This is a genomic window from Pseudaminobacter soli (ex Li et al. 2025) (assembly GCF_029892515.1).
GTDB classification, from domain to species: domain Bacteria; phylum Pseudomonadota; class Alphaproteobacteria; order Rhizobiales; family Rhizobiaceae; genus Pseudaminobacter; species Pseudaminobacter soli_A.
Genome location: NZ_JARXVF010000002.1, coordinates 572,072 through 586,122, shown reverse-complemented (window position 1 = coordinate 586,122; position 14,051 = coordinate 572,072). Strand labels below are relative to the sequence as shown.

Genomic DNA, 14,051 nt, shown 5'->3' with positions numbered 1-14,051 from the left:
AGAAATTTGGAATAAGCGGACCTGCCTCCATGCCGGACAGAGCAAGCGCGCTGCTGCGCGACCCAAGACATACCCTGCTGAACATGCCCACGCCCCTGCAGCGCCTCGGCTATCTCGAGGCCAAGCTGGAGCGTCCCGGGCTCTACATGAAGCGCGACGATCTCATGGAAATCGCGCTCGGCGGCAACAAGCTGCGCAGCCTCGAGTTCTGGCTGGGCGCCGCAAAGCGCGCGGGCGCCGACGTGCTTTTGGTGGCAGGCGGCGCAATGTCGAACCTCTGCCGCCTCACTGCGGCGGCAGCCGCAATGACGGGCTTCAACTGCATCGTCTTCCACAACTCCGCCGATAACGAAACAAACCGCCAAAGATCCTTCCTGAACAAATTGTTCGGCGCGGAAGTCCGCTACCTCGGGCCGGTCAGTGAACAGCAGCGCGGCGAAGCAATCTTGAAGGCAGCCGCCGAACTGACCGCACAGGGGCGCGTGCCGTACATCGTCGGCGATGCGGTCGTGGGCGCGCTTGGATATGTCGTTGCCGCCGCCGAAATGCACGATCAGGTCCTCCGCGAGGACAAGCCGCTGCGGCACGTATTTCTTGCTGGATCGATGGGGCCGACGGAAGCGGGCTTCATTTTCGGCAATGCACTTCTCGGCAACCCGTTCGAGGTACATCTGGTGAGCGTCGAATATGGCCAGGCTGAGCTCGCCGCGCGCATCAGCCGGATCTATGACGATTTACGCAGCCATACGGGACTGGCTGTGCCGGATCTCGACGACGTTCCTGTCCACTACCACATGGACTATCTGGGCGAAGGCTACGGCCAGCCGACACCGCAATCCGAGCAGGCCATCATCTCGCTGGCGCGCACTGAGGGCATACTGATCGAGCACATCTACACGGCCAAGACCTTTGCCGGCTTTGTGGACCTCATCGAGCGCGGCCACATCCCGGCGGACGAGCCGGCTTGCCTCATCCACACCGGCGGCACGCCGTCTCTGTTTTCGCAGTTTGGTATGTTCAAGTCGATTGGCTGACATTACGGCGGTACCCAGGAACTGTGCGATGCGCAGTTCTTCGGCGCCCTGTGGAGCTTTCCGCCGACCAAGTCGGTCTTCAAGCCCCTTCCTCCGGAACGGGCTTTCAAACTATCCGCCAAATCGCCTTATGGCGCCTTTGCTCTCTAAAGTGACGGCGACCACATATACTCTTCGCAATTTCCTCAACTCCGCGCCATCTCACCGTGCTTGCCAACGATAGGATAAGCACAACGGCGAGCGTAATGTGCTTGGCAAAAGATGGGCGGAGTTTTCTGATATTTACCGGATTATTCTGAAATACACGCCCCTCAGAATGTGCATTCATCCCCATGTGTGAATCAGTCGAATCGGATGCGATTGGGTATCGATGCGGCGTTGGAACCTGGCGGATTTCCAACGAGATACCCAAAAGACCCGCATCCCATCTCGGATGATTGTAAATGCGAGGGGGCAATATGCTCGGTGCGATCGGATCGCAGCGTTCAACGCTGTTTGACGTCATTTTTAGGCAGCCATGGCTGAGATGGCTGCAATCACCAAAACGCGATGTGCAGCGGAAGCGTGATCCCCGGCCGATGCGGATCACCACAGCAGATCGCATTGCCGTAATCGCGGCTTAGTTGCGCTTGCTTCGATCGGCCGGTTGGCCGGTCCTTGGCGCACCTACCATGCTGCCTAGACGATCGGGCAGCAGCGATGGCCGGCCATTTCCCACGACAAGCGTCAACCTCGAGTGCAGCGATTGAATACGTCTGACCGGCGATCTCCTGCTGGCGGGCTGAATTTGAAAGAGGATTTACCGTCATGCAGAACGTCTCGGTCGCCGACGCTCAATCGAAAGAGCAGCCGAACGTATCGGCGGCAACATCGCATCGCTCTTCCCCATGGGGGCGTGTGATGCGTGGCGGACGCATGACCAAGTGGAAAGGCAAGGCGGCAAGTTATGCGCCGAACGTTGCCGAGATCATCGGCTGGATATCAGCCCGCGCCCTGCCTGTTTCATTTGCCTCAGCCCTGGTGATTGGTGCCGCCGCGGCGGGAGTGGACCGGTACTGGGATCCCAACGGAACGCAGGTCGGACGCGGCGGTACGGGCACCTGGAACCTGACCGGGGCATTTTGGAGCCCGAACGGCGATGGCGTCAGCGGGCCTTATGCGCCCTGGGACAACAGCGCATTTGACAATGCGATCTTTGGCGGTACGGCCGGCACGGTGACTCTGGCCTCGCCAATCAACGCCCACAATCTCACTTTCGAAACCACCGACTACATTCTCAACGGCAGCACGCTGACCCTTGGCGGTGTCACGCCGACCATCATGACGAATACGAGTGTCGTGGCGACGATCAACTCCATTCTTGCCGGCACGAATGGACTGACCAAGGCGGGCGCCGGCAATCTCTATCTGAACGGCGCCAACACGCTCAGCGGCGGCATCAGCGTCACGGGCGGCACTCTCTACGTCAATGGCGATGCGGCGCTCGGTGCGGCGAGCAATGGTGTGACACTCGCCGCCGGAGCCGGTCTGAACAGCTCCGGGGCGCTGAGCAGCAGCCGCGTGATCACTCTCTCGGGCGGGCAGGCTTCGATCGCCGGCGCCGGTGTGGGTTCTGCGCGCTTCACCGGCGCGGGCGGACTGAACGTTTACGGCAACGTCACGCTTAACAACAACAACAACAACTATACCGGCGCGACGGGTGTCGTTAATGGCGGGACCCTTACCTTCACATCGATTGGCAACCTGGGAACTGCGAGCGCGCTTGGTGCCGCGACAGATGCAGCCAGCGGCACGATCTCCCTTGGAGTGAGCAGCACTACCTCGGCGTACGCCGTCTACACCGGCAGCGGCGCCAGTTCCAACCGTAACTGGCGACTGGCGTCGTGGATGTACGGAACATCGGGGATCACAAACCAGGGTACCGGTACCCTCACGCTCACTGGCGACATTGCCAACGCTCACACGAACTCTAGTATTGGGGTTCGCAATGTCGTCTTCACCGCGCAAACGGCCGACCTTGAGTTGCTCGGCACGATCAGCAGCAATAACGCCCAAGTCGGTGTTGTCTTTAACGGTGGCGGCACGAACCGCAGTGTCACGGTAACCGGCACCAACACCTTTGGCGGTGTCGCCGCGATCCAGAACGTGACGGTGCGGGCGAACACGCTGAAGAATGTCGGCACCGCCAGTGCGCTGGGAACGGGTGCCTACGGCAATGTCTCCATCAGCAATGGAGCGCTGGCCTATACCGGCACGGGCGATAGCAGCAACCGCGATTTCATACTGGCGGGCAACGCCGGCGTTGCCAATAGCGGCACGGGATCCCTGGCGCTCAACGGCGGGTTCGCGCTCGCGGCAAGCGGAACCAATACGCTGACGCTTGGCGGCACCTTCACTGGCACCAACACCTTGTCCGGAGTCATTTCTGGAAACGGCGGCCTGGTTTCGAACGGCTCGGGCACCTGGCTGCTGACTGGCGCGAATACTTACACCGGCTCGGTAAGGGTGGAAAGCGGTACGCTTGCAGCGGGTAATGCACAGGCCTTCAGCACTCCAAACGCCGCGATCGTCAACGGGGGCACGCTCGACCTCAACGGTTTCGACACGACCTTTACGTCTCTCTCCGGAACCGGCGGCAGCGTTGCGCTGAATGGCGCGACCATGACCGTGAACGGATCGACGAATTCGAGCTATGGCGGCAGCATCACCGGCAGCGGTGACCTTCTGAAGCGTGGCACGGGCACGCTGACGCTGAGCGGCGCGAACACCTATACGGGTGCCACCACCATAAACGGCGGCGCAGTCGTGCTCGATTTTTCCAGTGCCGGCGCGCCGACGAGCGATATCCTGTCGAGCGCATCGACGCTGAACATGGTCGGCGGCGTGATGACCGTCACGGGAGCCGCCGGCAAGGCCAACAGCCAGACCTTCAGCAGCGTGAACGTCACTGCGGGCAACAACCGCATCGGCGCCACTTCGGGGACGGGCGGCAGCCTGACCCTCAATCTCGGTGCGATCAACCGCACCGGCGGCCTCATCGATTTCACCCTGCCCGCCAGCGGCAGTATCACCACCACGAACACGGCACTTGGTGGTTGGGCCACAGTCAATGGCTCCGACTATGCGAAGGTTGTCGGCGGTAAAATCACTGCGTTCACGGCTTCCGACTATACGGGGCAGGACAATGCCAGCCTGTGGGCAAACGGCCAGTTCGTCACTGACGATGACGGTCATCCCGGAAGCTTCTACAACACGGTGGGCGGCGGCGTTCAGCTTGGCGGCTTGCGCTACACGCAGGCAGCGGCGTCGACGGTTACAATCGGTGCTGGCCAGATGCTTGGCATCGACGGCACCATCATTGTCGCGGCCACTGTTGGCAACAACAACCAGACGATCACCGGCGGGTCGCTCACCGGAAGCGCGGGCGGTGGCATCCTTGGCCTGCAGCAGAATGGCGGTGGCAATTTCACCATCGCCTCGACGATCGTCGACAATGGTGGCGCGGTAGGTTTCACCAAGGCTGGAACCGGCCTGGCGACGTTGACCGGCGCAAACACCTACACCGGCGCAACGACGCTGAGTGGCGGCACGCTCGCGGTCAACACAATCGCCAATGGCGGTGTCGCAAGCGCCATCGGTGCGTCGACGGCGGACTCGTCCAATCTGGTGATCGAGAGCGGTACATTCCGCTACACAGGTGCGTCGACCTCGAGCGATCGCGGGTTCACCCTCGTCAATGGCGGCCCGTCGCGGACCATCGAGGTCACCAACGCAGGCACCAATCTCAGCTTCGGCGGCCAAGTGGTGAGCGGTGATGATGCAGGCTTCACCAAGACTGGTGCGGGCAAGCTGACGCTTGCCAATGGCAATAACAATTATGTCGGCGGCACCACCGTCAACGGCGGCACGCTTGCAGTAAACAAGCTCGCCAATGGTGGCGTGGAGAGCGGTATCGGCGCCGCGAGCGCGAACTCGGCCAATCTGGTTCTCGCCGGCGGCACGCTGGAATATCTCGGTGCGACCGCTAGCAGCGATCGGGGCTTCACGCTTGGTACGGGCGGTGGCGGCATCGGCGTAACCGACGCGAACTCCATCCTCACCATGAGCGGTACGGCAGTCGGTACCGGCGGACTGCGCAAGGAGGGTGACGGCACATTGATCCTGAGCGGTGCCAACGCCTACACAGGTGGCACCATCATCAACGGTGGGACGCTGCGCGCGGGCTCCGCGCAGGCGTTCGGCCCCGCATTGAACTATATGACCATCAATGGCGGCGGCACGCTTGATCTTGGTGGATTCAACATAACAGCCGCGGCCATTATCGGCGCAGGCACCGTCAATCTTGGATCCAATACGCTCACAACGGCGGGCGGTAACGGCATCTTCACCGGTAAGATAACCGGCGCCGGCGGCTTCACCCGCGGGGCTGGCTCCTATACGCAGACGATGACCGGCTGCAATAATGACTATACCGGCGTCACCACCCTCAACGGCGCGTTGAGCACCGACTGCCTTGCCGATGGCGGTTTGGCCAGCGGAATTGGCGCCTCGAGCGCTGCTTCCTCAAATCTTGTATTCAACGGGGGTACGCTGGTCTACACCGGCTCGAGCGTTGCTATCGACCGCGGCTTTACGCTGACTGGGACTGGCTACCTTAACGTGGCGAATGCAGCCACGACGTTGGAGTTCAAGGGCCAGATCGTTGGCGGAGGCGGGCTACGTAAGGATGGTACCGGCACGCTCGTGCTGTCGGGAGCAAACAGCTATACGGGCGCAACGCAGGTTACAGGCGGCATACTCAGGTTGGGCTCCACGCAGGCGTTGGGTGCGCCCGGCGCAATGTATCTGGACAATGTCGCCGGGGGCCTCCTTGACCTCAATGGCTACAACGCCACCGTCGTCTGGCTGCAAGGCGGTGGTTCGAGCGGCGGCAACGTCAACCTTAATGGCGCCGACCTCACAATCACCAACGGGTATAACGGTGCAATCTATGCCGGTAAGATCACAGGCGCAGGCAACCTCATCAAGAACGGTGTCGCGACGCAGAACCTGAGCAGCTGCGCCAGCGACTACAGCGGTTCCACGACGATCAACGGTGGCACGATCGAAGTGACCTGCCTGACCGATGGCGGCCAGGCCAGCTCGATCGGCGCTTCGAGCGTGGCAGCAAGCAATCTCGTCCTCAATGGCGGCACGCTGCGCTATGTGGGTACCGGCGGCAGCACGGATCGCCGCTTCACGCTCGGCGCCAGCGGCGGCAACGGGCTCGATGCCTCGGGCACCGGCGCGATCAACTTTACCAGCAACGCCCCGGTCACTTTCGCAGCGGCCAACACCGCACAGACCTTGACGCTGACCGGCACGAGCACTGCCGACAACAAGCTCGCCGCACAGATCACCAACAACGGCGCCGGTATCACGTCGCTCACCAAGACCGGCACCGGCACCTGGATACTGACCAATCCGGCCAGCACCTACACCGGCATCACCACGATCAGCGGCGGCGTGCTCGGCGTGGACAAGCTCGCCGACGCCGGGCTTGCCAGCAGCCTTGGTGCATCTTCGGCAGCCGCGTCCAACCTGGTGATCGGCAACGGCTCGACGTTGCGCTACACCGGCTCGGGCGATACCACCAACCGCCTGTTCACGCTCTCGGCGGGCGTAACCTTCATCGAATCCTCCGGCACCGGCGCGATCGTCTTCACCGACACCGGCCCTGTGACATTGGCGAATGCCAACCAGGATCGCACCATTGCGCTCGGCGGCACCAATACTGGCAACAACACGCTTGCCGGCTCGATCGGTAATGCCGGCACCGGCGTCACCATCCTTGCCAAGAACGATAGCGGCACCTGGGTGCTGACGGGCAACGACACCTATACCGGCAACACCGTCATCAATGCTGGCACGTTGAAAATTGGTGGCGGCGGCGCCACTGGCTCGATCGTCAGCAATGTGATCAACGGCAGCAAGCTCGTCTTCGACCGCTCGGACACCTACACGTATAACGGCGTGATTTCAGGCGCCGGCAAGATTGAACAGGCTGGATCCGGCACAACGGTGCTCACGGCCAACCACACTTACACCGGCGGCACGACAATCACGGGCGGGACGCTGCAGCTCGGTAACGGTGGCGCCAGCGGCAGCGTCATTGGCGACATCGTCGATGACGGCACCCTCGCCTTCGATCGTTCGGACAGCTACACCTTCGGCAACATCGTTTCGGGCAGCGGCAAGATCTCGCAGATCGGAGCCGGCACGACGATCCTGACGAATGCCAACACCTACACGGGTGGCACAACCATCACGAATGGTACGTTGCAGATCGGCAATGGCGGCACTACTGGCAGCATCGTTGGGAATGTCGCCAACAACGCAACGCTGGCATTCAACCGGTCTGACAATGTGAGCTTCGGCGGGCTCATCTCGGGTAGCGGTGCGGTAAACCAGATTGGCGGCGGCACACTCACGCTTACCGGCAACAACAGCTATGCCGGCGCGACGAACGTCAACGCTGGCAAGCTCTTGGTGAATGGCAACCAGTCGGGAGCGACGGGGCTCACCAGCGTTGCCTCCGGTGCGACCCTGGGCGGCTCAGGTACAATCGGCGGCGATGTCGTCATGGCCAATGGCTCGACCTTGGCGCCCGGCAGCAACAGCCCCGGCACGCTGACGATCAATGGCAATCTCAACCTTTCGTCCGGCACGCGGCTCAACTTCGAATTCGGCCAGGCCGATATGGTGGGCGGCGCGCTGAACGATCTGGTCAATGTCGGGGGCAACCTCGTTCTCGACGGAACGATCAATGTCTCGGTGCCGGCAGGTGGTATCTTCGGTGCGGGCATCTACCGCGTATTCAATTATGGCGGCACGCTCACAGACAACGGGCTTGCGCTCGGCACGATGCCGACGGGCAGCAATGTCGTTGTCCAGACCTCGGTCGGCGGCCAGGTCAATCTCGTGAATTCCGCCGGACTGGCGCTTAATTTCTGGGACGGCGCGGCCGGACCGAAAAACAATGGTGTCATCAACGGCGGCGATGGCTTGTGGCAGAGCAATGCCGGCAACGACAACTGGACGAATTCGGGCGGCACCATCAATGCCGGCTACGCCGACGGCGGTTTTGCGATCTTCTCGGGCACTGCCGGCACTGTGACGGTGGACAACAGCCTTGTCCCGGTCGCCGCTTCGGGCATGCAGTTTGCCAGCAACGGCTATCTCATCAGCGGGGGCGCCTTGACCCTGGTCGGGCCGGAGTCGATCATTCGGGTCGGCGATGGAACCGTTGCCGGCGCGGGCATGACGGCAACAATCGCCTCGGTGCTGACCGGCAGTTCGCGACTGGTGAAGACAGATGCCGGCACCTTGGTGCTGGGTGGAACCAACACCTACACCGGCGGCACCGCGATCAATGGCGGCACAGTGCGGATCGCCAGCGACGTCAATCTTGGCGCGGCGGCGGGCGGCCTGAGCTTCGATGGCGGCACGCTGAACACTACGGCGACCATGACGAGCAACAGGGCCGTCACGCTGGCCGGTGCAGGAACCCTGCTCACCAATGCGAGCACGACCCTCACGCTCTCCGGCACGGTCGCCGGTGGCGGCGCGCTCACCAAGAGCGGCACGGGCATATTGGTGCTCACCGGTGACGCCTCGCACACGGGCGGTACGACCATTGCGGCAGGAACGCTGCAAGTCGGCAATGGCGGTGCGACGGGCAGCATTGCCGGCAACATTGTCGATAACGGCGCGCTCATCTTCAACCGCTCGAATGCGCTCCTCTATGCCGGTTCTGTTTCCGGCACCGGTACGCTGACCCAGAACGGTTCCGGCACGCTGACGATGACCGGGAACAGCACTTATGCGGGTGCGACTGCGGTCAACGCCGGCAAGCTCGTCTTGCAATCAGGCGGCCAGATCAACGGGACAGCCAGCCTCACCGTCAACGCCGGCGGCGAAATGATCGTCGACGGCACGGGCTCGCGCCTCGTCGCGGGACCAGGCAATTCCCTTATTGGTGACACCAGCACAGGCGCCTTGACGGTGCGCAACGGTGGTTCGGCGTCGTTTGCCGGCTTGACCCTGGCGAACGGAGCTGGGAGCAGCGCTACGCTCAATGTCACCGGCCCCGGTTCGCAAGTCACCACCACCGGTGCGAGTATCTTTGGCGCCAACGGCTTGGCTACCGTCAATATTCTCGACGGTGGCAAGATGATCTCGGCGGGCGCAGGGGTGACCACTCTCGGCGGCGTGCCGCCGACGGCGGGTTACCGTGCTGTCGTTACGGTTTCGGGAGCAGGCTCGCAGTGGGACTTCGTCAATTCCCTTCAATTCCGCAGAGGGGCGATGACCGTTTCCAATGGCGGTCTGGTGACTGCCGGAACAGCAGACATCGCCTTTGGCACTAACGCTGCTTCGGCGGATCTGCTCGTTACGGGTGGAAGCTCCCGCTTCGAGACCCGCGGTGCGCTTACCCTCGCAAATGCTGCCACCGGCAGGGGCACCATCACCATAGCTGACGGCGGTGCGGTCAAGGCCGGCAGTGGAACGTTGGCGATGGGGTTGGGCAATGCTGCGCTCAATATTGGCGGGGCGGAAGGCGGCCCGGCCGCCCATGCCGGCACGCTGGAAGCAACTGCGGTCACGATGGGCGCGGCCGGCAACCGCATCAACTTCAATCACGACAGCAGCAACTATGAATTCAACGCTGCGATCTCTGGCGCGGGCTCGGTCAATCACAACGGCACCGGCGCGACGGTGCTGGCCGGCGCCAACAGCTATAAGGGCGCGACCACGATCAATGCCGGCAGCCTCTACATCAACGGCAACCAGTCGGCTGCGACTGGGCTCACCACCGTCAATTCCGGCGGCACGCTTGGCGGCAAGGGCACGATCGGCGGCGATGTCGTGGTCGCCAATGGCGGCGCGATCAATCCGGGCGACCTGAGCACGGCACCTGGAACGCTGACCATCGACGGCCACCTCACGCTCAACGGCGGCTCGACGCTCAACTACAGCTTCGGGCAGGCGAACGTAGCCGGCGGTGCGCTCAACGACCTGATCAATGTGGGCGGTGACTTGGTTCTGGGCGGCACGCTCAATGTGAAGACTTCGGGCGGCGGGAACTTCGATCCGGGTATCTATCGCATCATCAATTATACGGGCTCGCTGACGAACAACGGGCTTGCGATCGGCACGATCCCGTCTTCGAACTTCTATGTTCAGACATCGATCAACCATCAGGTCAACCTGGTCAACACCGCAGGGATGGCGCTGCGCTACTGGGACGGCGCGGACGTCGCCAACAAGAACAACGGCAAGATAGAAGGCGGCGACGGCAGCTGGCAGGCCAATGCCGGCGGCACAGGCAATGACAACTGGACCGAGGACGGCACTGCCAACGCACCTTTCGAGGATGCTGCTTTCGCCGTCTTCATGGGGGCGGCCGGCACCGTCACGGTCGATAGCAGCCTGGGCGTAGTCAAAGCTGGGGGCATGCAGTTCCTCACCGACGGCTATGTCATCGTGGGAGGCCCGATCACCCTCGCCGGCGGCACATCCTCGGTGATCCGCGTAGGTGACGGCACCACAGGCGGTGCTGGGATTACCGCCAGGATCGCGTCAGACCTCACTGGCAACACCCGGCTCGTCAAATCCGACATGGGCACGCTGATCCTCTCCGGAGCAAACAGCTATACCGGCGGCACGGCGATCAATGGCGGCACGCTGCAGGTCGCGGCCGACGCCAATCTCGGCGCGGCATCAGGCGGGTTGTCGTTCAATGGCGGTGCACTTCACACGACCGCTGACGTCGCCTCTAGCCGTGACGTGACGTTGACGGGTACCGGGACATTGCGCACCGCCGCCAGCACCACATTGACGCTGGACGGCTCGGTTTCCGGCGCGGGCGCCCTCGTCAAGGATGGCGCGGGATCGTTGCTTCTTCTGGGCAATGCGGCTCATACGGGCGGTACCACGATCGCCCAAGGCACGTTGCAACTTGGCAATGGCGGCACCTCCGGTGGCCTCACCGGCAGTATCGTCAATGACGGGTTGCTTGTCGCCAACCGTTCGAATTCTTTGAATCTCGATGGCCTGATTTCGGGTAGCGGTGCGTTCACACAAGCCGGCACAGGCACGACCATTCTGGCCGGCGCCAACAGCTACAAGGGCGCCACGACGGTCAGCGCCGGAACGCTGCTCATCAATGGCGACCAGTCGGCGGCAACCGGCACAACCACGGTCGCGATGGGCGCCACCCTGGGCGGCGCCGGCATCATCGGCGGCGATGTCTCGATTGCCGATGGCGCAGCACTTGCCCCTGGAAGCACTACGACTTCGGCCGGCACCCTCACGATCAAGGGCAGCTTGTCGCTCACAAGCGGGTCGATGCTGAACATGCAATTCGGCGAGGCCAATGTTGCAGGTGGTGTCCTCAACGACCTCGTCAATGTCGGCGGCGATCTAACGCTGGGCGGCACGCTCAACGTATCGGTTACGCCGGGCGGCGTGTTCGGCGCGGGCATTTACCGCGTGATCAACTATGGCGGCACACTCATCAACAATGGCCTTGCGCTGGGCGCAATGCCGGATGACAGCGATGTGTTCCTCCAAACCTCGGTGACCGGACAAATCAATCTTGTGAACGGCGCAGGGCTGACGCTCAACTACTGGGACGGCGATGCCGGCGGCAGGTTCGATCACAAGATCGCCGGCGGCGATGGTACCTGGCAAAACAGCCTTGGCAACGACAACTGGACGGATGCCGGTGGCGATATCAACGCGGCCTACGCGAACGGCTCATACGCGATCTTCACCGCGGCTGCCGGCACTGTCACTGTCGACAACAGCCTTGGCCAGGTGACCGCGTCCGGCATGCAATTCGCGGTCGATGGCTATCGGATCGAGGGCGGCGAACTGGTGCTTGTCGGTCCTCAGGCGGGTATCCGTGTGGGCGACGGCACATCGGCGGGAGCGGTGATGACCGCGACGATCGCGTCGGTTCTTTCCGGGTCCACCGAGTTGGTGAAGTCCGACCTCGGCACGCTCGTCCTCACTGGCGCAAACAGCTACACCGGTGGCACGTTGATGACGGGCGGTGTGCTGCAGGTGGCGGCCGATGCCGCGTTGGGCGACAAGGCAGGCGGCCTCTCCTTCGATGGCGGCGCGCTGCGCACGACGGCGGATATGACGAGCGATCGCTCGGTCACGTTCACTGGTGCCGGCACGCTGCTCACCGATGCTAACACCAGTCTGACGCTTAACGGCGCGCTTTCCGGTGCCGGTGCCTTCAAGAAAGCCGGCGGCGGTACTCTTGTGCTGACCGCCAACAGCAGCGCTTACAGCGGTTCCGCGAGTGTCGACGCTGGTACGCTGGTTGCAAACGGCGTGCTGGGCGGCAGCCTGTCGGTTGCCAGCGGCGGGCGGCTAGAAGGCATCGGCCATGTCGGCACGACCACCAACGCTGGCGTCATCGCGTCCGGCCTAGGCGGTGTCGGCACGCTTACCATAGACGGTGATTATGCCGGCAATGGCGGGCGCCTCGAGATTGCAACGGTGCTTGGAAACGACACTTCCGCGACCAGTCGTCTGGTGGTCAAAGGCTCGACCTCGGGCACGACGCAGATCAGCGTGACCAACCGCGGCGGGCTCGGCGCGCAGACGATCGAGGGTATCAAGATCATCGACGTTGCCGGTGCCTCCAATGGCATCTTCACGCTCGACGGCGACTATCTGTTCGAGGGGCAACAAGCCGTGGTTGCCGGTGCCTATGGCTATCGCCTGTACAAGGGCGGCGTCAGCACGCCGATGGATGGCGACTGGTATCTGCGTTCGGCACTTCTCGATCCGCAGGGTCCCGGCACACCGCTCTATCAGCCGGGGGTGCCGCTTTATGAAAGCTATGCGGGCTCGCTTCAGGAGCTCAACAAACCCGGCACCTTGCAGCAGCGCATCGGCAACCGGGTCTGGGGGACGCGGCCGGAGAGCGCAAACGCGGACGCGAAGGGAGACAGGGTTACCAACAGCAACGGCGTCTGGGCACGTATCGAGGCTGCGCACGCCAAGTTCGAGCCGAATGCCTCGACGAGCAACGCAAACTATGATGCCAGCACCTGGAAATTCCAGACCGGCATTGATGGCCTCCTTCTACAGAATGAGGCGGGGCGCTTCATCGGCGGCTTGTATGTCCAATATGGCACCGGCTCATCTGGCGTCTGGTCGCCTTATGGCATCGGCAGCATAGACACGTCCGGCTATGGCCTGGGTGCGACGCTGACCTGGTATGGCGAGAACGGGTTCTATGTGGATGGTCTGGCGCAAGTCACTTGGTTCAACAGCGATCTCCGGTCGGCGACGGCGGGACGCAAGCTCGTGGACGGCAATGGCGGCGTGGGCTACAGCCTCAGCATCGAAGCCGGTCAGCGGATCGAGCTTGGCGGCAACTGGTCGCTGACGCCGCAGGCCCAACTCACCTATTCGGCGGTGCAGTTCGACGACTTTACCGATGTCTTTGGGGCCGACGTCTCTCTGCGCAAAAGCCGCAATCTCGTCAGTCGCCTGGGCATGGCCGTCAACCACGACGTCGAATGGCGGGATTCAGAAGGACGCCTGGCCTCTACGCATCTCTACGGCATCGCCAATCTCTATTATGGCTTTGCCGGTGCGTCGAAGGTGGATGTTGCGGGGTCCGCATTCTCAAGCCGGAACGACCGTCTGCATGGGGGCATTGGCGTCGGCGGCACGCTCAACTGGGCCGACGACAAATATTCGCTCTATGGTGAGGCGCAAGTGAACACGAGCCTGGAGAACTTTGGCAACAACAATGCTATAGGCGGCACGGTCGGCTTCCGCATGCGCTGGTAGTCTCCGACACGCAAGAACAGGATCGGCACGGCGTGTCTGAAAGGCTGCCGCGCCCAATCGCAACTTCTGGGGCCATGTTTACGGCAACTTGGCCCCGCCAATGACAATCCCCCAAGGACGGGTACGAAAGACATCATGGGAAGATCCAAACTT

At 62.5% G+C, this 14,051-nt stretch carries 1 protein-coding gene and 1 pseudogene; both read left to right on the top strand.

From position 1 onward, the window contains the following. The first annotated feature begins 29 nt into the window (after positions 1-29). Positions 30-1,034 carry a 1-aminocyclopropane-1-carboxylate deaminase/D-cysteine desulfhydrase gene (locus M2281_RS13520; protein ID WP_280821665.1) on the top strand — a complete coding sequence of 335 codons (1,005 nt, stop codon included), beginning with the start codon at positions 30-32 and terminating at the stop codon, positions 1,032-1,034. Between the two features lie 888 nt (positions 1,035-1,922). Next, a pseudogene (locus M2281_RS13515) lies at positions 1,923-13,898 on the top strand (autotransporter-associated beta strand repeat-containing protein); the annotation flags it as partial. Between the last annotated feature and the right edge of the window lie 153 nt (positions 13,899-14,051).

Bases quoted from the DNA above. Each gene is read 5' to 3' on its own strand.
- M2281_RS13520 (WP_280821665.1), top strand. From the start codon at position 30: ATGCCGGACAGAGCAAGCGCGCTGCTGCGCGACCCAAGACATACCCTG.